This window comes from Pseudomonas synxantha BG33R, from assembly GCF_000263715.2.
Taxonomy (GTDB): Bacteria; Pseudomonadota; Gammaproteobacteria; order Pseudomonadales; family Pseudomonadaceae; genus Aquipseudomonas; species Aquipseudomonas synxantha_A.
Window position 1 is genome coordinate 1,240,932 of record NZ_CM001514.1, and the last position, 22,406, is coordinate 1,263,337.

17 protein-coding genes are annotated in these 22,406 nt (G+C 60.2%); 7 read left to right on the plus strand and 10 right to left on the minus strand.

Going from position 1 to position 22,406, the window contains the following annotated elements; genetic code table 11:
* Positions 1 to 31 precede the first annotated feature (31 nt).
* From rnc to tadA, 6 genes are all read left to right on the plus strand, one after another.
* Positions 32 to 721 carry a ribonuclease III gene (rnc, locus tag PSEBG33_RS21520; protein WP_005785145.1) on the plus strand — a complete coding sequence of 230 codons (690 nt, stop codon included), beginning with the start codon at positions 32 to 34 and terminating at the stop codon, positions 719 to 721.
* The gene (gene era / locus PSEBG33_RS21515) at positions 714 to 1,616 is read left to right on the plus strand and encodes a GTPase Era (protein ID WP_005785147.1); all 903 of its coding nucleotides are present in this window, start codon (positions 714 to 716) and stop codon (positions 1,614 to 1,616) included. The genes rnc and era overlap by 8 nt, the downstream gene beginning before the upstream one ends.
* Positions 1,617 to 1,770: 154 nt before the next feature.
* On the plus strand, positions 1,771 to 2,460 hold the full coding sequence (recO, locus tag PSEBG33_RS21510; RefSeq protein ID WP_005785148.1) for a DNA repair protein RecO: 690 nt from the start codon (positions 1,771 to 1,773) through the stop codon (positions 2,458 to 2,460).
* A 51-nt stretch (positions 2,461 to 2,511) separates the two neighbouring features.
* Positions 2,512 to 3,255: a pyridoxine 5'-phosphate synthase gene (gene pdxJ / locus PSEBG33_RS21505; RefSeq protein WP_005785150.1), complete on the plus strand. Its 744-nt coding sequence runs from the start codon at positions 2,512 to 2,514 to the stop codon at positions 3,253 to 3,255.
* Between the two features lie 225 nt (positions 3,256 to 3,480).
* A complete protein-coding gene (locus PSEBG33_RS21500) occupies positions 3,481 to 4,863 on the plus strand; it encodes a multicopper oxidase family protein (RefSeq protein ID WP_005785151.1) in 1,383 nt (460 codons plus the stop codon).
* The gene (tadA, locus tag PSEBG33_RS21495; RefSeq protein ID WP_005785153.1) at positions 4,863 to 5,360 is read left to right on the plus strand and encodes a tRNA adenosine(34) deaminase TadA; all 498 of its coding nucleotides are present in this window, start codon (positions 4,863 to 4,865) and stop codon (positions 5,358 to 5,360) included. The genes PSEBG33_RS21500 and tadA overlap by 1 nt, the downstream gene beginning before the upstream one ends.
* A gap of 140 nt (positions 5,361 to 5,500) precedes the next feature.
* On the opposite strand, the gene cmoB is transcribed toward tadA, so the two are convergent.
* From cmoB to PSEBG33_RS28140, 7 genes are all read right to left on the minus strand, one after another.
* Positions 5,501 to 6,457: a tRNA 5-methoxyuridine(34)/uridine 5-oxyacetic acid(34) synthase CmoB gene (gene cmoB / locus PSEBG33_RS21490; RefSeq protein ID WP_005785155.1), complete on the minus strand. Its 957-nt coding sequence runs from the start codon at positions 6,455 to 6,457 to the stop codon at positions 5,501 to 5,503.
* Positions 6,454 to 7,197, minus strand: a complete 744-nt coding sequence (gene cmoA / locus PSEBG33_RS21485; RefSeq protein WP_005785157.1) for a carboxy-S-adenosyl-L-methionine synthase CmoA — start codon at positions 7,195 to 7,197, stop codon at positions 6,454 to 6,456. The genes cmoB and cmoA overlap by 4 nt, the downstream gene beginning before the upstream one ends.
* Before the next feature lie 35 nt (positions 7,198 to 7,232).
* The gene (locus tag PSEBG33_RS21480; RefSeq protein ID WP_005785159.1) at positions 7,233 to 7,889 is read right to left on the minus strand and encodes a lysoplasmalogenase; all 657 of its coding nucleotides are present in this window, start codon (positions 7,887 to 7,889) and stop codon (positions 7,233 to 7,235) included.
* A gap of 1 nt (position 7,890) precedes the next feature.
* Positions 7,891 to 8,280 (minus strand): protease inhibitor I42 family protein, encoded by a 390-nt coding sequence (locus PSEBG33_RS21475; RefSeq protein WP_005785161.1) that lies wholly within the window; start codon positions 8,278 to 8,280, stop codon positions 7,891 to 7,893.
* 138 nt (positions 8,281 to 8,418) lie between these two features.
* The gene (gene lon, locus PSEBG33_RS21470) at positions 8,419 to 10,839 is read right to left on the minus strand and encodes an endopeptidase La (protein WP_005785163.1); all 2,421 of its coding nucleotides are present in this window, start codon (positions 10,837 to 10,839) and stop codon (positions 8,419 to 8,421) included.
* A gap of 176 nt (positions 10,840 to 11,015) precedes the next feature.
* Positions 11,016 to 13,814: a YncE family protein gene (locus tag PSEBG33_RS27895; RefSeq protein WP_005785165.1), complete on the minus strand. Its 2,799-nt coding sequence runs from the start codon at positions 13,812 to 13,814 to the stop codon at positions 11,016 to 11,018.
* Positions 13,815 to 13,849: 35 nt separating this feature from the next.
* Positions 13,850 to 14,572, minus strand: a complete 723-nt coding sequence (locus PSEBG33_RS28140) for a hypothetical protein (RefSeq protein WP_005785167.1) — start codon at positions 14,570 to 14,572, stop codon at positions 13,850 to 13,852.
* A 350-nt stretch (positions 14,573 to 14,922) separates the two neighbouring features.
* Here PSEBG33_RS28140 and PSEBG33_RS21460 point away from each other — a divergent pair, with 350 nt between their 5' ends.
* On the plus strand, positions 14,923 to 17,259 hold the full coding sequence (locus PSEBG33_RS21460; RefSeq protein ID WP_005785170.1) for a putative bifunctional diguanylate cyclase/phosphodiesterase: 2,337 nt from the start codon (positions 14,923 to 14,925) through the stop codon (positions 17,257 to 17,259).
* On the opposite strand, the gene PSEBG33_RS21455 is transcribed toward PSEBG33_RS21460, so the two are convergent.
* The 3 genes from PSEBG33_RS21455 to PSEBG33_RS21445 all read right to left on the minus strand — a co-directional run bounded on the left by PSEBG33_RS21455 (position 17,256) and on the right by PSEBG33_RS21445 (position 22,152).
* Positions 17,256 to 18,677, minus strand: a complete 1,422-nt coding sequence (locus tag PSEBG33_RS21455) for a pyridoxal phosphate-dependent decarboxylase family protein (protein ID WP_005785172.1) — start codon at positions 18,675 to 18,677, stop codon at positions 17,256 to 17,258. The two genes, PSEBG33_RS21460 and PSEBG33_RS21455, sit on opposite strands and share 4 nt — an antisense overlap.
* Before the next feature lie 34 nt (positions 18,678 to 18,711).
* Positions 18,712 to 19,557: a 2OG-Fe(II) oxygenase gene (locus PSEBG33_RS21450; protein WP_005785174.1), complete on the minus strand. Its 846-nt coding sequence runs from the start codon at positions 19,555 to 19,557 to the stop codon at positions 18,712 to 18,714.
* A 177-nt stretch (positions 19,558 to 19,734) separates the two neighbouring features.
* Positions 19,735 to 22,152, minus strand: coding sequence for a glucose/quinate/shikimate family membrane-bound PQQ-dependent dehydrogenase (locus PSEBG33_RS21445; protein WP_005785177.1), 2,418 nt, complete (start codon positions 22,150 to 22,152; stop codon positions 19,735 to 19,737).
* Positions 22,153 to 22,406 lie beyond the last annotated feature (254 nt).

Here is a 22,406-nt window from a genome sequence, read left to right on the forward strand (position 1 = left end):
GCCGGTGCCACCAACTAGATATGGATAAACCGTGACCGTTTCTCTAAGTCGTCTCGAGCGCCAGCTCGGCTACACCTTCAAGGACCCCGAATTGATGGTCCTTGCCCTCACACACCGCAGCTTTGCAGGGCGCAATAACGAGCGCCTGGAATTCCTCGGTGATGCCATCCTCAATTTTGCCGCCGGTGAGGCGCTGTTCGAGCGTTTTCCTCAAGCGCGCGAAGGCCAGCTTTCGCGCCTGCGGGCGCGCCTTGTGAAAGGCGAGACCCTGGCCGTGCTGGCCCGAGGTTTCGGCCTGGGCGAGTACCTGCGGTTGGGGTCCGGTGAATTGAAAAGCGGCGGTTTCCGTCGCGAATCGATTCTGGCTGATGCCCTGGAAGCCTTGATCGGCGCGATCTACCTCGATGCAGGGATGGAGACGGCCAAGGAGCGCGTGGTCGCCTGGCTGGCTTCTGAAATCGAAAGCCTGACACTGGTCGACACCAACAAAGATCCCAAGACCCGCCTGCAGGAATACCTGCAGTCCCGCGGTTGCGAACTGCCACGCTACGAAGTGGTGGATATCCAGGGTGAGCCCCATTGCCGCGTGTTCTTCGTGGAATGTGAAATCACCCTATTGAATGAAAAAAGCCGAGGTCAGGGTGTGAGCCGTCGTATTGCCGAACAGGTAGCGGCCGCTGCAGCACTGATTGCCCTGGGCGTGGAGAATGGCCATGACTGATTCAACCGCAACACGCTGTGGCTATGTTGCCATCGTCGGCCGCCCGAACGTGGGCAAGTCCACGCTGCTCAACCACATCCTCGGTCAGAAACTCGCGATCACTTCGCGCAAGCCCCAGACCACTCGTCACAACATGTTGGGCATCAAGACCGAAGGCAACGTGCAAGCGGTGTATGTCGATACCCCGGGCATGCACAAAGGCGGTGAGAAAGCCCTGAACCGCTACATGAACAAGACCGCTTCGGCGGCGTTGAAAGACGTCGACGTGGTGATCTTCGTGGTCGACCGCACCAAGTGGACCGACGAAGACCAGATGGTTCTCGAGCGTGTGCAGTACGTCACCGGCCCCTTGATCGTCGCGTTGAACAAGACCGACCGCATCGAAGACAAGGCCGAGCTGATGCCGCACCTGACCTGGTTGCAGGAACAACTGCCGAACGCCCAGATCATGCCGATCTCGGCCCAGCACGGCCACAACCTCGAAGCCCTGGAGCGCGTGATTGCCGGTTACCTGCCGGAAAACGAGCATTTCTTCCCGGAAGACCAGATCACCGACCGCAGCAGCCGCTTCCTCGCCGCCGAGCTGGTACGCGAGAAAATCATGCGTCAGATGGGTGCCGAGCTGCCATACCAGATCACCGTGGAAATCGAAGAGTTCAAGCAGCAGGGCAAGACCCTGCATATCCATGCGCTGATCCTCGTCGAGCGTGACGGCCAGAAAAAAATCATCATTGGCGACAAGGGCGAGCGCATCAAGCGCATCGGCACTGAAGCGCGCAAGGATATGGAATTGCTGTTCGACTCCAAGATCATGCTTAACCTGTGGGTGAAGGTTAAGGGTGGCTGGTCCGATGATGAGCGTGCGTTGCGCTCACTGGGCTACGGCGACCTTTAAGAACACCGCAGGGTAAAAAATGTGGGAGGGGGCTTGCTCCCGATAGCGGAGGGTCAGTCACTTATTTGTTAACTGACCCACCGCCATCGGGAGCAAGCCCCCTCCCATATTAGGTTGTGTGGTTTTCAAAATTGCATTCCAGCAGTGAGTTCCCATGTCTCAATCCCCACCTCCCAGCCAACTCGCCTACGTGCTGCACAGCCGCGCCTATCGCGAGACCAGCGCGCTGGTGGACTTCCTCACGCCTCAAGGCCGCCTGCGTGCGGTGCTGCGCAGCGCACGGGGTAAGGCAGGTACCTTGGCGCGGCCATTCGTGGCGCTGGATGTGGAGTTTCGCGGCAAGGGCGAGCTGAAAAACGTCGGCCGCCTGGAAAGCGTCGGCACTTCCGCCTGGCTTAACGGTGATGCACTGTTCAGCGGCCTTTACCTCAATGAACTGCTGATCCGCCTGTTGCCCGCCGAAGACCCGCACCCGGCAGTCTTCGATCACTACGCTGCCACCTTGCTGGCCCTCGCTGAAGGCCGGCCCCTGGAGCCGCTGCTGCGCGCCTTCGAATGGCGCTTGCTCGACGACCTGGGCTATGGCTTTGAATTGCACAACGACCTGCACGGCGATCCCGTCGCCGCCGACGGCATGTACCGCCTGCAAGTGGATGCGGGCCTTGAACGCGTGTACCTGTTGCAGCCGGGGCTGTTCCAGGGCAGCGAACTGCTGGCCATGAGCGATGCGGACTGGAGCGCGCCGGGCGCCTTGTCCGCCGCCAAGCGCCTGATGCGCCAGGCCCTGGCCGTGCACCTGGGCGGGCGACCGCTGGTCAGTCGCGAGTTGTTTCGAAAGCCCTGACATCCCCGTGTATGCTGTGCACCGATTCTTTCTCTTTTCAGGAGCGCTTCCGTGACCACCAGCAATCGCATTCTTCTTGGCGTCAACATCGACCACGTCGCCACCCTGCGCCAGGCCCGGGGCACCCGTTACCCTGACCCGGTCAAGGCCGCGCTGGACGCCGAAGAAGCGGGCGCCGACGGCATTACCGTGCACCTGCGCGAAGACCGCCGCCACATCCAGGAGCGCGACGTGCTGCTGCTCAAGGACGTGCTGCAAACCCGCATGAACTTCGAAATGGGCGTCACCGAAGAAATGATGGCGTTTGCCGAGCGCATTCGCCCGGCGCATATCTGCCTGGTGCCCGAAACCCGCCAGGAGCTGACCACCGAGGGCGGCCTCGACGTCGCCGGCCAGGAAGCGCGGATCAAGGCCGCGGTGGAGCGCCTGTCGAAGATCGGCAGTGAAGTCTCGTTGTTCATCGACGCCGACGAGCGCCAGATCGAAGCCTCGCGCCGGGTTGGTGCCCCGGCCATCGAATTGCACACTGGCCGTTACGCCGACGCCACCACCCCGACTGAAGTGGCCGACGAGCTGCAACGCATCATCGACGGCGTGAACTGCGGGCTCAACGAAGGCTTGATCGTCAACGCCGGCCATGGCTTGCACTACCACAACGTCGAAGCTGTGGCGGCGATCAAGGGCATCAACGAACTGAATATCGGCCATGCGCTGGTGGCCCATGCGTTGTTCGTCGGTTTCAAAGGCGCCGTGGCCGAGATGAAAGCCCTGATTCTGGCCGCTGCCAAGCATTAATAAACAATGAAGATCAATGTGGGAGCTGGCTTGCCTGCGATAGCGGAGTATCAGTTGATGCATTCGTAGCTGACCCACCGCAATCGCAGGCAAGCCAGCTCCCACATGACGAGTCTTCGGCGTTTTCAATGTGCGGCAATGCGAAGCCTTACTGTTTAGCCGACGCAGGTGTATCGTATCAGCCCTTTGCGGGCCCTTGGCCTGCGGCAGATACGCGAGGTTGTTGTGTCCCGATCCTTTTCCCGTCGACAAATCCTGGGTGGTCTTGCTGGCCTGGCCGTAGTAGGCGTCGGTGCCGGCGGTGGCTACCGCTACTGGCTGGGGAAAGTCGCTGAGTCCGAGGCCGGGCACGATTACGAGTTGATTGCGGCGCCCCTGGACGTAGAGTTGGTACCGGGGTACAAGACCCAAGCCTGGGCATTCGGCCCTTCCGCGCCTGGCACCGAGTTGCGCGTGCGCCAGGGCGAATGGCTGCGGGTACGTTTCATCAATCACCTGCCGGTCGCCACCACCATCCACTGGCACGGCATCCGCCTGCCGCTGGAAATGGACGGCGTCCCCTACGTTTCGCAATTGCCGGTGCTGCCGGGCGAATACTTCGACTACAAATTCCGCGTGCCCGATGCCGGCAGCTACTGGTATCACCCCCACGTAAGCAGCAGCGAAGAACTTGGCCGTGGCCTGGTCGGCCCATTGATTGTGGAAGAGCGAGAACCCACCGGTTTCAAATACGAACGTACCTTGAGCCTGAAGAACTGGCACATCGACGAAGAAGGGGCGTTTGTCGAGTTCAGTATCCCCCGTGAAGCGGCGCGGGGCGGCACTGCAGGGCGCCTCTCCACCATCAACGGCGTGCCCCAGGCGGTCATCGACCTGCCCGCCGGGCAAATCACTCGCGTGCGCTTGCTCAACCTCGACAACACGCTGACCTATCGCCTCAACATCCCCGGCGTCGAAGCACAGATCTACGCACTTGACGGCAACCCCATCGAGCCGCGCCCGCTGGGCAAGGAATACTGGCTGGGCCCGGGGATGCGCATCTGTCTGGCAATCAAGGCCCCGCCGGCGGGTGAAGAATTGTCGATCCGCAACGGCCCGGTGCGCCTGGGCACCTTCCGTTCGGTGGCCAACACCGATGCGCCTACCCAGTGGCCACCAGCATTGCCGGCCAACCCGGTTGCCGAGCCGGACCTGGCCAATGCCGAGAAACTCAACTTCAATTTCGAATGGGTCGGTTCGGTGTCGGTCAATGTCGAAAACGGTAAGCCGCCCAGCCTGTGGCAGATCAACGGCCAGGCCTGGGACATCACCGACAAGACCTGTGCCGACCGCCCGATTGCCAGGCTTGAAAAGGGCAAGAGCTACATTTTTGAATTGAAGAACATGACCCAGTACCAGCACCCGATCCACCTGCATGGCATGAGCTTCAAGGTGATCGCGTCGAACCGCCACAAGGTCATCCCGTATTTCACCGACACCTACCTGCTGGGCAAGAACGAACGCGCCCGCGTGGCGCTGGTGGCGGATAACCCGGGAGTGTGGATGTTCCATTGCCACGTGATCGACCATATGGAAACCGGCCTGATGGCCGCTATCGAGGTGGCGTGATGCGCCAGATTCGCCCCAGCGCGATTATCGACCGCAGCCGCGACCAGGACTTTATGCGCGAAGCCCTCGCCCTGGCCGCCCAAGGCGCCGCACTGGGCGAAGTGCCGGTGGGTGCGGTGCTGGTGCAGGATGGTGCAATCATCGGCCGCGGCTTCAATTGCCCGATCAGCGGCAACGACCCCAGCGCCCATGCCGAAATGGTCGCGATCCGCGCCGCTGCGCAAGCGATCAGCAACTATCGCCTGGTGGGCAGCACGCTGTATGTGACCCTGGAACCGTGCAGCATGTGCGCCGGGTTGATCGTGCATTCACGCATCGCAAGGGTGGTGTATGGCGCACTGGAGCCCAAGGCCGGGATTGTGCAGAGCCAGGGGCAGTTTTTTACCCAGGGTTTTCTCAACCATAAGGTACTGTTTGAAGGCGGCGTGCTGGCCGAGGAGTGCGGCACGGTGTTGAGCGAGTTCTTCAAGGCTCGCCGGGCCAAGCCACCACTCTGAAGAACACTTAAGTATCAATGTGGGAGCTGGCTTGCCTGCGATAGCTATCTGTCAGTCACCCCAATCTTGACTGACCCACCGCTATCGCAGGCAAGCCAGCTCCCACATTTGATCTCCATTTTTTCAGGAAGATAGTGGACTTATTTGCGAGCGATGATCACCGCCCGCATCGGCGCCGGCAGCCCTTCGATGGTCTTGCTGTGATCTTCGGGGTCGAGGAAGTCACTGAGCGACTGATATTTCATCCATTCTGTTCCACGCTGTTCCTCAACCGTGGTCACGCTCACATCCACGCACCGCACCTCACTGAAGCCTGCACGGCGCAGCCACAGCATCAACGCCGGCACCGAGGGCAGGAACCACACGTTACGCATCTGTGCATAACGGTCTTCCGGCACCAGCACCTGCTGCTGATCGCCTTCCACCACCAGGGTTTCCAGGACCAGCTCGCCGCCCTTGACCAAGGTGTCTTTGAGCGCCAGCAAGTGCTCGATCGGCGAGCGGCGATGGTAGAACACGCCCATGGAGAACACCGTGTCGAAGCCTTCCAGGTTCGCCGGCAAGTCTTCGAACGGGAACGGCAGGTGCCAGGCTTTGGGCTCAGACAGGTAACGTTGCACTGCCTGGAACTGGCAGAAGAACAGCCAGTTGGGGTCCACGCCAATCACACTGTCGGCGCCCGCGCCGAGCATTCGCCACATGTAGTAACCGTTGCCGCAGCCCACATCGAGGATGCGTTTGCCCTTCAAGTTCAAGTGCGGCGCAACCCGCGACCATTTCCAGTCCGAACGCCATTCGGTGTCCACATGCACGCCGAACAGGTGGAACGGGCCTTTGCGCCATGGGCTCAGCCCCATCAGTGCCGAGTGCATCCGGGCGCGGGTTTCGTCGTCGCAATCGGTGTCCAGCACCAGGCCGTTCAACAGGTCGACTTCGTTGGGCTGGATCTTCGGCAGTGCGTCCAAAGCACTCTGCCAACGCTCCAGGTCGCCGTGACCTTTTTCCATCTTGCTGTCGAGCTGCGCTTGCAGGCCCTGGGCCCAAACGGCCAAAGGAGTGCCGACCAGATGGCGGGCGAGGGGGGATAAATCAATCATGGCAAGGCAATCAACGAGGCAAAGTTAAGACACTGGAACCACGGCACGACTTTCGAGAACCCGGCTGCCAGCAGGCGTTCGCGGTGTTCTTCGAGGCTGTCGGGTTTCATGACGTTTTCGATGGCGCTGCGCTTCTGGGCGATTTCCAGTTCGCTGTAGCCGTTGGCGCGTTTGAACGCGATATGCAGGTCGGTCAGCAGTGCGTGTTCTTCAACATCGTTAAAGCGCAGCTTTTCCGAGAGGATCAACGCCCCGCCCGGCAGCAGCGATTGGCGGATACGCCCGAGCAACGCCAAACGTTCGTCAGGGGCGATAAATTGCAGGGTGAAGTTCAGTGCTACCACCGATGCCGGCTCAAATTTCAGCGCGAGGATATCGCCCTCGATCACCTCGACCGGCAGCAGCTCCTGGAACATCGAGTCCTGGCCGTTGAGGTATTCGCGGCAGCGCTCGACCATCGCCGCCGAGTTATCCACCGCGATCACCCGGCAGCCATCGGTGCGCACATGGCGACGCAGGGCTTGGGTCACGGCACCCAGGGACGCGCCCAGGTCATACAGCACGCTATCCGGCTGGGCAAATTGCGCGGCCAGCACGCCGAGGTTCTCGACGATGGTCGGGTAGCCCGGTACCGAGCGTTTGATCATGTCCGGGAACACCCGCACCACATCCTCGTTAAAGGCGAAGTCCGGCACCTGGGGCAGGGGCTGGGCGAATAGGCGATCGGGTTCTTTGCTCACGGTTGTTCCGGCGACGAGGGGGAAAGGCCGGCATTTTAGCCAAGTTGGCCCTCGGATGCGCGGGTTGTCTGATGGAAAGCTGAGGCGGTGATGCCCCATTGCCCGAGCCAATAAGTGGCGATCAACAAATAGGGCGCCGCATCGAAGGCCAATACAAACCGGTTGATACCGATCAACGTATCGGAAAACACAAACGACACCGCACCCGCTGCCGCCAGCAGTGCCGAGCGTTGCGGTACCGCGCTGCCCAACCTTGCCAATGCACGCCAGAGCATGGCGCTGATCACCAGCGCGTAAACCACCACCGGTATCAGCAACTCGCCTAAACCGTGGGAGATCAGGATGCCCAGCAGGATCGCCCCGACAGCCAGGGCCAGCACCAGCGGTACTATTGCCAGACGCCGACAGTCGCTGAAATAGGCTTTGAGGTAAGCCAGATGCGCACACAGAAATGCGCCCAGGCCAAAGATAAACAGGTCCCCCGGCCAGGCGAGCAATACGTCGCCCACCACGGAAAAAATCAACCCCAGGCTGATCCAGCGTCGATAATCGGTAGGCGGCGCGTCATGCAGCCAACCCAGCAGTGCCAGAACCGGCAGTGGCTTGACCAGCAGGCACAGCAGCGTCGAGTGAGTCGCCAGGCCGTAGATAAAGGTACCGGCGCCCATCAAGGCAAGGATCAGCCAGGGCATATCAGTTCACCGTAATGGCGCAGTCAAAGGTTTCGACAGGTTCGGCTTCCGGTTCCCAGGGTTGCTGGGAGGTCAGGCGCAAACGGCCTTGCCCTGGGGCGAATGCCTGGAAGCGCCAGGTCGATTGACCACCGCCGCCGATCACACCGGATTCGCTGCTGCTATAGACCTCGGGGCTTAATGCGCGCAGAACACCACCAGCGGAGTCCTGGATGGCCCAGCGGTAGCCGGTGGTGGGATTGCTGGGCAAGGTAAGGATCAGGTTTTGATTGGTTTTAAGCTGGAGCGGGCAGGCACTCTGGTTGTCCACGGTGACGTTTTGCTTCGGCGCACTGGCGCACGCGGCCAACAGGGCAAGGCTCAAGGGGAGAAGCAGGCGGGCAGCGGTCATGGAGGCTCCGTTTATACACGACGAAGGGCGAGCATAACCGAAGATGAGCCAGGGTGTGACAAGGAGGGTATGTGTCGCGGCCACTCACGCCATCGGGGGCTTGCCCCCGATGAGGCCGGTTCAGGCGCTAGAGCTCTATCAGAACAGCACCTTCGCCACATCCGCAAAGCGCTTGGCGAAGTGCACCGTCATGCCTTCCTTCAGGTACTCCGGCAACTCTTCAAAGCTGCCACGGTTGGGCTCCGGCAGGATCAGCTCGTGGATCTTCTGGCGCCGCGCCGCAATCACCTTTTCACGCACCCCGCCAATCGGCAGTACATGCCCGGTCAAGGTCAGTTCGCCAGTCATGGCCACGCCTTTCTTTGGCGGCTGGTTGCGTGCCAGCGACAGCAGCGCACTGGCCATGGTCACACCCGCACTCGGGCCGTCTTTCGGCGTGGCGCCTTCTGGCACGTGCAAGTGAACGAAGGCTTCGTCGAAGAACTTCGGATCACCGCCAAACGACTTCAGGTTCGAGCTGATGTAGCTGTAGGCGATTTCGGCGGATTCCTTCATCACTTCACCCAACTGCCCGGTGAGCTTGAAGCCGCGATTGAGCGTGTGGATACGCGTTGCTTCAATCGGCAAAGTGGCGCCGCCCATGCTGGTCCAGGCCAGGCCGGTGATCACGCCGGTGCCGGACAGCACCTGCTCGTTACGGAATACCGGCATCCCCAGGGAGCTTTCCAGGTCCTTGTTGCCGATCTTGATTATGCTGTCGGGCTCATCCAGCAGCTTGACCACCGCCTTGCGCACCAGTTTGCCCAGTTGTTTCTCCAACTGACGCACCCCGGCTTCCCGCGCATAACCGTCGATCAAAGCACGCAGCGCGCCGTCGCTGATGGTCAGGCTGTTTTTCGCGACGCCGGCTTTTTCCAGCTGTTTGGGCCACAGGTGGCGCTTGGCGATGGCGACTTTTTCTTCGGTGATATAACCCGACAGGCGAATCACTTCCATGCGGTCCAGCAACGGGCCCGGAATCGAGTCCAGTGTGTTGGCGGTGCACACGAACAGCACTTTGGACAGGTCCAGGCGCAGGTCCAGGTAGTGGTCGAGGAATTCGACGTTCTGCTCCGGGTCCAGGGTTTCCAGCAGCGCCGATGCCGGGTCGCCCTGGAAGCTCTGGCCCATCTTGTCGATCTCGTCGAGCATGATCACCGGGTTCATGACTTCCACGTCTTTCAGTGCCTGCACCAGTTTGCCGGGCAGGGCGCCGATGTAGGTGCGGCGATGGCCCTTGATCTCGGCCTCATCGCGCATACCGCCGACGCTGAAACGGTAGAACGGTCGGCCCAGGGACTCGGCAATGGATTTGCCCACGCTGGTCTTGCCCACGCCCGGCGGGCCTACCAGCAACACGATGGAGCCGGCGACTTCGCCTTTATAGGCGCCCACCGCGAGGAATTCGAGGATGCGACTCTTGATGTCATCCAGGCCCGCATGGTGTTTGTCCAGCACCTTGCGCGCGTGTTTGAGGTCGAGCTTATCTGCGCCGTACACGCCCCATGGCACCGAAGTGGCCCAGTCCAGGTAGTTGCGCGTGACGGCGTATTCCGGCGAGCCGGTCTCCAGGATCGACAGTTTGTTCAATTCTTCATCAATGCGTTTTTTCGCCTGGGCCGGCAGCACCTTGCCTTCCAGGCGCTGCTCGAACTGCTCGACGTCCGCACTGCGGTCGTCCTTGGTGAGGCCCAGCTCCTGCTGGATGACCTTGAGCTGTTCCTTGAGGAAGAATTCGCGCTGGTGCTCGCCGATCTTGCGGTTCACTTCGGCAGACAGTTCTTTTTGCAGGCGCGCCACTTCGACCTCTTTGCGCAGCATCGGCAGCACTTTTTCCATGCGCTTGAGCATGGGCACGCAGTCCAGCACTTCCTGCAACTCATTGCCTGTCGCCGAGGTGAGGGCGGCGGCGAAGTCGGTGAGCGGCGACGGGTCGTTGGGGCTGAAGCGGTTGAGGTAGTTCTTCAACTCTTCGCTGTACAGCGGGTTGAGCGGCAGCAGTTCCTTGATCGCATTGATCAACGCCATGCCGTAGGCCTTGACCTCGTCGGTGGGCTCGCTGGGCTGATGCGGGTATTCGACCTCCACCAGGTACGGTGGGCGATGGTGTTTGAGCCAGGTCTTGATGCGCACACGGGTCAGGCCCTGGGCGACGAATTGCAGCTTGCCGTTCTCGCGGCTGGCGTGGTGCACCTTGACCAGGGTGCCGTACAGCGGCAGGGCCGAGGTGTCGAAGTGCCGCGGGTCTTCGGGCGGCGTGTCCATGAAAAACAGGGCAAGGGAGTGGTGGTCGGATTTGCTCACCAGCTCGAGGGTCTCGGCCCACGGCTCTTCATTGACGATCACCGGCAGCACTTGCGCCGGGAAAAACGGCCGGTTGTGGATCGGGATGATATAGACCTTGTCCGGCAGGTTCTGCCCAGGCAGCGCCAGGCCGGTGTTGGACGAGGCGGTTTCGGCGTTTTCGGGGTCGGCGTAATCGTTGAGGTCGTAATCAGGGACGTCTTGCTGGTCGCTCATGGGGCACCTGCATAAGGGAGTATGCAGGTTAGATGGGGCGGGGGAGCAGTGGTTTCAATGGTGGGGGTGAGATAGCAACATATTGCATGAGATTTCCGGGCATGGCGCAGATGGCCTCCGGCGCTGTAGAGCGGTTGAATGCCGCGTCCTGAGGCAGACGCGGCATTTTTCGGTGCTTACACGTTGACCACTGCTACGGTGTTGTTGCCGAAGTTGCAGACGAACAAGTACCTGCCATCCTCGCTGCACGCGAGGCCCGTGGGTTGATTGAAGCCAGGGATACTGCCCACCAGTTCCTCGGTCGTGGTGTCGATGATTCGGACGGTGTTGCTGGCGAACTCCGTCACGTAGGCCAGCGGTTTGACTGGGTGGAAGGCTACGCCCCGTGGAGTCGCCAGTCCGGTTAGGGATTTGACGTAAGTAAGGCCGTTGTTGTAGGTGTTGTAGATATCTACTTTTCCTAAGTTAGGCACACATACAAATAGCCGTTCGAAGGTGGCGAACAGTGGAGAGTGTGCTAGAGCACTTGCGATTCCGTTATTAGCGGCCGAGTGGGTGCGAACTTTGCTATTGATATCAACACGCTGTGTGTGCTCGCTAACTGAATAAAATGCTGTGCCTTGAGGGTTAGTTATTATCGCTCTGGAGCCGGCTTGGACTGTGTTGGCGGTATTACCCTCGTAGCTCTCTGTTATGGCGTTCCAATAGTAAATATGAGTGCCGGCTGGAGTCCCTACAAAGAGTCGTGTTCCGCCTGGATTTAGGCATATTGCACGGGTATTGCTGCCTAGCCAGTTGGGATAGCGGAAAGTGAAATTACTAATGTTGAGAATTGGGGTGGATTGAGACGTTGGAGCTCCCTCTACCGAAAAATACAAGTTCGAATTCGAAGGATGCAACGCCAATCCATTAATAATAGAACCCACCGTATTTACCGTCCGCGCCGAATTGTTCTCCAGATCAATTACCGAAATCGACGGCGTACGCCCATTTGCCACACAAGCCTTTTTACCGTCCCGGCTGACCACGATATAAGTCGGCCCATTCCCCACGTCAATCTCCCGAACAATCCCCCCCGCCGCCCTGCGTACGCGGTATATGCCCACGTTAAAGCGCTGGGCTGTTTCCTCGCAATTGTACCCATCCATCGATACCCAGCCTTCTACGCGGACATCGGTGTCATCGGCGAAGTCTTCAAAATACTCGGTCGGTATCCGATCAAGCGTACGCCCGGCACTCACTTCTGCCGGTGTTACATCAATCGCGCGCCGCAGCGCCAGGTCGGTCGTGCTGTAGAGGTTGATCCCTACCGCGCGGCCGGCGCGGAAAAACGGCCAGGCCCTGATTTGTACCGAATTGGCTTTGTCAGGGTCGATCACCCCGTTCACCGCCTCCGGTACGCTCAGCAGGTTAAGCGTTTGCGCAGGGAAACGTTGCACCTGAACGGTAAGCCGAGGCGATTCAGTCGTGTCGTTGTCGCGCAGCACTTCAAAGTACACCTCGAAGGATTCGCCTGGGTACGCAGCGATAAAGTCACTGAGCCAGGCAAACGTGATGTAGTCATGACCCGCATCGGGAACACCACGTTTAGGCGGAATCTGCGGCGTGCCCACACCGGCTTTTCCCTCTATTTTCAGGGTGACCCAGTCATTGCGATCCATGGGGTAAGTGACCCTGAATGTAGTTGTGCGAGCAAACGGGGTCCATACGCGCAGGGGATCGAGGCTGACCCTGCAAGACGACACTGGGTCTGCTTCCACCAGGGTCGGGCATTCGGTCAGTTGCAACCCCACACCGACTTTGACGATCAGCGGCAGGGACCTACGCACGCTGACCGAGGGCGGAGTACGTACTTCCCAACGCAGCGTCACGGTTCCGTGTCTATTGTTCAGCAGTAGGGTGCGCGGGATGTAGAAGGGAAGGGTGTCGCCATACCAAGTGCCATCAACTTTGAGCCACGAGGTGGGAACCGAGTCGTTCGTCTTGCTTCCTTCGGCAAGTATCCTTACCTCATCGTTCAGAGCGATGCTCGAATGCCACTCGACGTTCGCTCTGAGATTGCCTTTGGTTACCAACTCATCAAACCGATGTTCAGGCGGTGGCGCGTCCGGTGACACGGGAGCGGGCAGGGGGAGAGCGATGTCACCGACCGGTACGGTAACCGCTTGCGAGGGGTTCTCGGCGTCTCGATTGACCACGTATTTTGCAGTGAACGCCGATCCCTCCAACGGCTTGAACACCAGTTGGTATCTGAACGAGAACCAAATGTAGTCCGGGTCATCTTCGGTTACGCGTAGGACGTCTGACGCATACACGTCGTCGCCGGAAGGTGTTTTACCGGTAATGGACAATTCGATCCTGTCATCTTTGATCAGCCTGCCGCGGGGCACTTTAATCCATACAGGGTCGATATTGGGCAGCGTGCCGTTGACCAGGCCTTCGACGATGGGCGCTGGGTATCGGTTGTCGACGGGTGTACCTCGAACCTTGTAAATAACGGTTTCGGACGGGACATTCTCTGGCTCTCCGGGGCGCACGCGTTCGTGGTAGGCAATCAGTGAAACGCCTACCAGTTGTTTGACAAAGGCCAGTGGCAGCCGGATGTCAACGCGCAGCAAATCCGGGCGCAGCACCGGATAAGTTTCAATGTGTTTGAGTGCTCCCGCCGAGGTCAACCCAAAGTAGGTGACGTGTAACTCATCGTTGATCTGCCAGCCGTCACCGTTCAGGCGGACCTTATAGTTCAGGTCGCGCGCGTGAGCATCGGCGTCGATGTAATACTCGTTATTGTCTGCATCGTACTCGTGTTCATGAACTTCCCCGGCGCTCAGGCTGGTGCCCGCGTACGTTCTGTTCTGTATGGTCCTTGGGATCGAAAAGCCGAAAGACTGGTTACCCACCCGGTCTCTCACATACCAGAGGGCGATATTCGCGCCCTTGGTCATCTCCATCCACTTGCCGTGTTCGATCGTCATGATGACCGGCTCGTTGCTGGCTGCCTCCGCGTTGGTCACTTGATGAGTACTGACCACCCCCCAATGTTCACGTGGATGACGTCGCCCTCTTTGCGGTGATAAACCTGATCTACCGCCTGATTCACCGGGTATTTGGCGATGCGGATCTTGACGCCGTTGGTGATGTGTCCACTGTTTACGATGCCTGTGCTTTCGATGATGGGGTCTACGAATTCAATCCGCGCCAGGTTTTCGTTGGTCAACTCAGTACTGCCATCGGGGTCCAGGCCACCGGGCGCTTTGCTGTCCACCAAGATGCTGAATTCTCTGGTAGTGCCGCTGTTCACGCCTTTGACTACGCCTTGAAGTTTGTTTTGTGCCTGGTCGACAAACTTGAAACGATCTATCGTCAGGGTCACGGACCTGCCAACCCTGACGTCTTCCTCTGTGACGTTGTAATGAGCCGCTTCGATATCGTTAACATTAATGGATGCACGGTCGTCATAGGCCATATTGATCCAGGGTCTGAAGGTGCAGTTGACGCCCGAGGGGTTGACTATCAGCGCTGCGTTGTTGAGGCCTCCATCGGTACCCGGTATTGGGGTGATGTTCGCGATATTCAGCACCAAGTCGGAGAACGGAACTTTTTCCTCTTCTTCCTCTTCGAGCAACGTTGGGTTTGCAGGGTCTCCCGAAAGTCCTCCAGCAGGCTTGTCGCTTGAATCTGCAGAACGGGGGGCGCTGGGCACGTGTAACAGATGGTCTGGATCGTAAGACATGGCGGGCACCTGATTGTGATTGAGTCAGAAGTGCGACTCGCAGCCTGTGCTTGATCGAGCCGTAACTCATTCAATCCGACCCTTTTCACTTCGCCTAGCTGTGAGAAATGACAGTGCCGACCGACGGTACAGTGGGTTTTGCAGTGATGACGAAGACTTTTATGTCAAAAATATGGCGCGCCGGCCCCTGTTTTTACGGGTTTTACTTATCTCTAGTCCCAGCTAATCTGCGTGAATTGAATATTCGCTCTAAATGAATGTTTTTTTGACGGCGGATCAGGTCGCCAGGGACAGGTATGAGAACAGGATGGAGTCACGCGCAGCGGCGGGTGATACCCGAAGGCACGCCCATGCACTGGCTGCACACCTTTCAAACCCGGATTGCCGGAGTACTGGCGCTGTTGTTGCTGGTGGTGGTGGCGGCCACATATTTCGCCGTCAAGGCCGCTACTACCCGCGCCGTGGAGAACCAGGCCCAGGTGCAGTTGGACACTGGGCGGCAGGTGTTCGAGCGCTTGTTGGACCTGCGCGGCCGCCGCCTGCAATATGGGTTGGACTGGCTCACCATCGATGGCCCGTTCAAGCAGGCCGTGGCCGGTGGCGCAACGGTGCCGATCCTGGAGGCCCTGGGGCGCCACGGTACGGGGGTCAATTCCAGCGAAGTGTTCGTGTTGGGCCTGGATGACAGGGTCATGGTCAGTACCTTGCCGGCGATGAAGCAAGGGGAGGCGTTCCCTTATGCCAATGCATTGCGCAGCGCGCGCCGCAGCGGCCAGCAAATGTTGATCGTCGCCATGGCTGGGCGCCCCTACTTGCTGGTGCAGAAGGAAGTCCTTGAACCTGCGCCCATCGCCCGAGTGATCATGGGCTTTCCCATGGATACGCAATTTGCCCATGAGTTGCGCTCCATGAGCAACCTTGAGGTGTCGTTCCTCAGTGTGCAAGGCGGCCATGTCGGCCAGCTCTTCACTACCCAGCCGGGCAGTGTGCGCCCGAGCGTCATCGACCTGCTGCTGGGCACGTCGATCGATCCGCAGGCGCGGGTCCATGGGTTCCATGGCCAGCGCGTGCTCAGCCAGGTGTTGCCCTTGGCCAATAGCGGCGAAGGCGATGAAGTGCGCGTGCTGCTGCAAAGCCCGCTGGACCACGCCCTGGAATCCTTCGCACCGCTGGACCGGCAGTTTCTGGTGATTGCCGTGGCGGTGCTGTTGGTCTCGCTGGGGGCGGCGTTGTTTCTTGCGCGGCGTGTATCACGCCCGCTCAATGCATTGGTGCGGGCCGCTGAGCGGATCGGCGCCGGTGACTACCACACGCCGGTGCGGGTGCGCAGCCACGATGAGTTCGGCCTCTTGGCCCGCGCTTTCAATGCCATGCAAAGCGGCATCGCCGTGCGCGAACGACAGTTGGCCCATAACGCCTTGCATGATGCGCTCACCGGCCTGCCTAATCGTGCCCTGGCCATGGAGCGTCTGGGCAGTGCGATCAGTGCGCGGCGGCCGGTGGTGTTGCTGTACCTGGGGATTGAAAACTATCGGGTCATCAACGAAGGCTTCGGCCCCCAGGGTGTGGAAGAAATGTTGTGCGAAGCCAGCCGCTGCCTGTCCATGAGCCTGCTGGCCAGCGACACCGCCGCGCGCATTGCCGGCAGTGAGTTTCTGCTGTTGCTGGAAAACACCGAAATCGACTCCGCCGTCGCCCGTGCCGACCGCGTGTACGGGCTGCTGACCGAACCCCAGCGCATCGGTAACGATGAAGTGCGTCATGAAGTGAGCATCGGCATTGCCGCGTATCCCGCAGACGGTCAGCAGGTCGAGGAACTGATCAACCGCGCCGCCATCGCTCGGCATGACGCGGCCACCATGCCGGGGCATTTGCAGATCTACCAGCCTGATCGCGACCTCGCTCACCAACGCCAGATTACCTTGATCCGCGATCTGCGCCGGGCGGTGGTCGAAGGCGAGTTGTTCCTGTGCTATCAGCCCAAGCTCGACCTCAAGCACGGCCATGTGGGCCAGGCGGAAGCCTTGCTGCGTTGGCAACACCCGACCCTTGGGCAAGTGTCGCCCACAGAATTCATTCCCCTGGCCGAACGCACCGGCAGCATGGGGCCCCTGACCTTATGGGTGATTGAGGAGGCCATCCGCCAGATTGCCGAATGGGCGCTGCGTGGCCTGGTGATTCAACTGTCGGTGAATATCTCGGTGAACGACCTGGTCGATGACGACTTGGCCATTCGCGTCACTGCGCTATTGATCCACTACGAGGTGAGCGCCGAGCATTTGCTTTTCGAAATCACCGAAAGCGCCATCATGCACAATCCACAGCAAGCCCTCAGCGTGCTTGAACAACTGCGCGGCTGCGGCATCAGCCTGTCGGTGGACGACTTCGGTACCGGTTACTCATCACTGGCGCAGTTGCAGCGCCTGCCGGTACAGGAGTTGAAGATCGACCAGTCGTTCATACGCAACCTCGACAGCACCAGCGGCGACGGCGTGATCGTGCGCTCCACCATCGAGATGAGCCACAACCTGGGCCTCAAGGTAGTGGCCGAGGGGGTGGAGTTCGAGCACAGCCTCACCCTGCTCAAGCACTGGCAGTGCGACACGGCCCAGGGCTACCTGATCAGCCGGCCACTGAATGCCATGGCGTTCGAGCGCTGGATGCGCCGTGCGCGGGTGTCGACCTAAGAATGCGTTTGCTCGACCAGGCTTTGCAGCCGCGTCCATAACCGTTCGACATGCTGGCGCTCGGTGCCCAATGCACCGATGGACACCCGCACCATCCAGCGCTCTTCGAGGAGGGCCGGGGTGACATAGGCATGACCGGACTGGTTGAGCTTTTCTGCCCAGGCCCGCGTGTGCTGATCCAGCGCCTCGCCGTTCAGCCCTGGCGGTTCATGGCGAATACACAGGGTTTGCAGGGCTGGCGCGGCCACCAGTTTCCATTGCGCGCTGCTTTCGATCTGTTCAGCCAGCCAGCGTGCATTGGCCAGGTCGCGCCTCAGCCGTGCCTGCAAGCCGCTGACGCCTTGTTCGCGTATCAGAAACCACAGCTTCAGGGCACGGAAGCGGCTGCCCAGTGAAATCCGCCAGTCGCGGTAGTTTCTGACCTGGCCGTCGGCACTGGACTGCAAGTAGCTCGGGTTGGTGGTCATGATGCGAATCAAATGCTCGGGGTCGCGCACGAAGTACACCGAGCAATCGAAGGCCGCGCCCAGCCATTTGTGCGGGTTGAGCACCAGGGAGTCGGCTTTTTCGATGCCCTGCCACAGTGCCCGGCATTCCGGCAGGATCATCGCAGCGCCGGCCATGGCCGAGTCCACATGCAGCCACACACCGTGGCGTTGGGTCAGGTCGCCAATCGCATCCAGAGGGTCGATCGCCATGGCGGCTGTGGTCCCGGTGGTAGCAATTACTACGCAGGGGCGATTGCCGGCGGCCAGGTCCTGTTCGATGGCGTGCGCCAATGCCTGGGGCGACATTGCATTGTGTTGGTCGGTGGCGATGGTGCGGATATGGTTCTGGCCGAATCCGGCCAGGATCGCCGCCTTGTTGACCGAGCTATGGGCGTGGGCTGAGGTGTAGACGATCAGGGGCGCGCCGCTGTTTTGCAGGCCGTCATGCATCAGCGCGTAATCGGAGCTGCGCTCCCTGGCGCTGATGAGGGCCACCAGGGTGGAGGTGGACGCGGAGTCCTGGATCACGCCGCTCCAGGCGCTGCTCAGGCCGAGCATGTCGCGCAGCCAATCGGTGGTCACTTCTTCGATTTCGGTGAGGGCCGGGCTGGATTGCCAGGACAAGCCCACCACACCCAGGCCAGTGCTCAGGCAATCGCCCAGCACCGAAGACAGCTCCACGTTGGAAGGGAAGAAGCCGAAAAAACTCGGATGCTGCCAATGCAGCAGCCCGGGCATGATCAGCTTTTCGACATCGCCCATGATCTGTTCGAACGGTTCGGCGCTGTCAGGCGGGCTCGCTGGCAGGGCGGCCTTGATTTCGCCAGGCACCGTGGTGGGCTGCACGCCGCGTTGCTCGATGTTTTCTCGATAGTCTGCGATCAGGTCGATCATGGCGTAGCCATGGCGACGGAATTCTTCGGGGGTCATATCAACATGTCCATTTGCAAGCGCGATAAAAGGGTTAGCACCAGAAGTAAAACGGTTCGCCAGGAACGTAGCCGATAAACGATTGCATGCTGATGCGTGTGCCCGAATCGAATCCGCAAATGGCGTGGGGGCGGCGTGTGTTGATGATCACCAGTTCGTTTTTGCGTGGCTGAATGCGCAACGGCTTTTGCAAGCGCTGCTCGGGCAGTTGGGCGCCTTCGAAATGCTTGACCTCGTCATAGGCAAACGCTGGGGTATCCCAAATGACTAACTCTCCTCCCGAAGGTGGTGTCTGAAGGTAGATATTGGCGCTGAACTGATGTTCCAGATCAGCGATCAAGCGGGGCAGGCAATCCACGTGAGGAACGGTTTCAGAGAGGTGCGCCGTCTCGGGGAACATGGCGCGGATGATCCCGCAGAACATCGGCTGGCCCTGGAATGCAGCGGCTTGTGCGCCTTGCGGCCAAATGCTCTGGAACTGCTCCATCAAGTCTTGAATGGGCGGCTGTTGCGGGGCGCAAATGCGGTCGATCAGGCTGCGCATATGGGCAGCGTCAGCGTAATACTTGCGTTGGGCATCACTGCCCGCAACCTTGCCATAGGTGGAATTGAACGGCGTGCCCCAGCGATGCACGCCATAGAAGTGCTGTACGACGTGCCCGCCCTCGTAGGTTTCGTGGCTGTATTGCTCCAGCGTGGCGGTTTCGCTGATGCTCTGAATCAACCGTGCACTGGTTTTTTCGTTGGCGAAGTCGGGCACTCGAATGGCAAGCACTTGCCCGCTGATCAGCTTTCTTAAACTTGGACTGTCGAGTTGTTCCAGTTCCAGGATTTTTGTCGAGATACACAGGTTTGGTTGTACAGCGCTATGGTCCGTCATAGTGAAAAGCTCCATTTGAATTTCATCCGTGCACCCAGATGTTACGCAGGGCTTGTGCACTAAATTACTGACAACGGGCAGCGGGCAAGTAGGATTTCTCTTTGCGTGGTGGTTATCAGGGACGAAAAAAAAGCGGCTACCCATCAGGTAGCCGCCTTCATTGACCGCCGATGCTGCTTAATCCGGCAGTTTGAACGCCATCACATAGTCACCCTGCTTGGTGCCCAGCGAGCCGTGACCGCCGGCCATGACCAGCACGTATTGCTTGCCGTCCTTGCCGGTGTAGGTCATCGGGGTGGTTTGCGCGCCTGCTGGCAGGCGGCCTTCCCACAGTTGCTTGCCGTTCTTCACGTCATAGGCACGCAGGTACTGGTCCAGGGTGCCGCTGAGGAACGCGACGCCACCGGCGGTGGTGAACGTACCGCCCAGGCTAGGCACGCCCATGGTCAGCGGGATCGGGACCGGCGAGCTGTCACGCACGGTGCCGTTCTTGTGCATCCAGATGGTCTGGTGGTTGGTCAGGTCGACCGCTGCCACGTAGCCCCACGCTGGCGCCTGGCACGGCAGGCCCATCGGCGACAGCAGTGCTTCAAGGATCACACCGTACGGCGCGCCTTTGTTCGGCTGTACGCCTTCGGTTTCGCTGACGCGTGGGCCTTGCTTGGCGATGTCGGCTGCCGGGATCAGTTTCGATTTGAACGCCATGTAGCTTGGGTTCACGAACGCGATCTGACGCACCGGGTCAACCGAGATGCCGCCCCAGTCGAACACGCCGAAGTTGCCTGGGTACACGATCGAGCCTTGCAACGATGGCGGGGTGAACGGGCCGTCGTAGCGCATCGACTTGAAGTCGATCCGGCAGATCAGTTGGTCGAACGGCGTCACGCCCCACATGTCACGCTCTTTGAGGGGCGGCGGCATGAAGTTCAGGTCGGACTTGGGTTGGGTCGGGGAGGTGCGATCGCCGGCCACTGCGCCTTGCGGTACAGGGATTTCGTTGATCGGAACCACTGGCTGACCGTTGCTGCGATCCAGCACGTAGATGCTGCCTTGCTTGGTCGATGCCATCACCGCTTGCTTGACGCCGTCAGCAGTCTTGATGTCGATCAGCGAAGGCTGGCCGCCCACGTCCATGTCCCACAGGTCATGGTGGGTGAACTGGAAGGTCCACTTCACGTGGCCGGTGTCGATGTCCAGAGCGGTCAGGCCCGCTGCGTATTTCTCGGAATCATCGGTACGGTCGCCGCCGTACTGGTCGGGCATCTGGTTGCCCATCGGCAGGTACAACATGCCGAGTTTTTCATCCACGGCGAACATGGACCACATGTTCGGCGAGTTGCGGGTGTAGGTCTTGCCCTCGGCCAACGGGGTGGTGTCGTCCGGGTTGCCGCTGTCCCAGTTCCACACCAGCTTGCCGGTGTGCACGTCGAACGCGCGGATCACACCGCTAGGCTCGTCGATGGAAACGTTATCGGTCACATGGCCGCCGATCACCACCAGGTTCTTGGTCACGGCCGGTGGCGAAGTGGAGTAGTAGCCGCCTGGGGCGAAGCTGCCGATGTTGGCACGCAGGTCGACCTGGCCTTTGTCACCGAAGTCTTCGCACATCTTGCCGGTGTCGGCGTTCAGGGCGATCAGACGGGTGTCGGCAGTCGGCACGAAGATGCGTTTCGGGCAGGCAGTCGGTGCCGCAGCCGGGCTAGCGCTGCCAGTCGGGCTCTGTTCGGAAGCGTAGGCGGCGTCATCGTGATACGACACGCCACGGCAGGTCATGTGCGCCCAACCCTTGAAGTTCTCGGCGCCCTGGCTGCTGATCTTCGGATCGAAGCGCCAGATTTCCTTGCCGGTGTCCGGGTCCAGCGCGATCACCTGGCTGTGCGGCGTGCACACGTAGAGCATGCCGTTGACTTTCAGCGGGGTGTTTTCCGCGGTGGTTTCACCCGGATCGTTCGGCCCCGGGATATCGCCGGTGCGATAGGTCCACGCTGGCACCAGTTTGTGGGCGTTTTCCGGGGTGATCTGCGCCAGTGGCGAGTAACGGTCACCGAAGGCCGAACGGCCATAGGAGTTCCAGTCGCCATCGGCTTGGGAGGGTGCGGCGCTGGCCATGCCGGGTACCGCGTCGCGGTCCAGTTGGCCGGTCTTGACCATTTCACCTGGGTTGGTGAACTGGCTGGCCAGGGCGGTTGCGCCCGCCAGCACCACGGCCACGCTCAGCGCGCCAGTGCCCAGCGGCGCGGCTTGGCCACGCAGCAATGGCCGGCGAAACCACGGCAGCAGCATGACGATGCCCAGGGCGAACAGCAGGGCCAGGCGCGGCACCAACTGCCACCAGTCCAGGCCCACTTCCCACAGGGCCCACACGGTGCTGGCGAACAACACCAGTGCATACAGGCCCAGCGCAGCGCGGCGGGTAGCCAGCAGCAACACGCCGGTCAGGGCAATGCCGATACCGGCCAGCAGGTAGTACAGCGACCCGCCGAGCATACTCAGCTTGACGCCGCCGGCCAGCAAGGCCAGCCCCATGATCAGCAGCAAGACCCCCAGCAGCCTGGGCAACAGGCGGCTTGGGCTTGAGGCACCATCAGTGCTCATAGTGTGTTTCTCCGTTACGTTGGAATTATGTAACCCCGTGCTTCACTCACTGTAGATGACGATTCGGCTCGGGCTTGGTTCATCGTTATTTTTGGTTTTTTCTGTGGATAACTCGGTTATCCACAAGCGGGCAATAAACCCCCCGGCGCTGGTCGATTCAAGACAGCGCTGTCTTTGTGCAGGAAGAGATTCGGCAAATGGGGCGACCGGGAGGTGAAGCGTTTCAGATTGTTGCGAAGGATAATGCGGCGGGG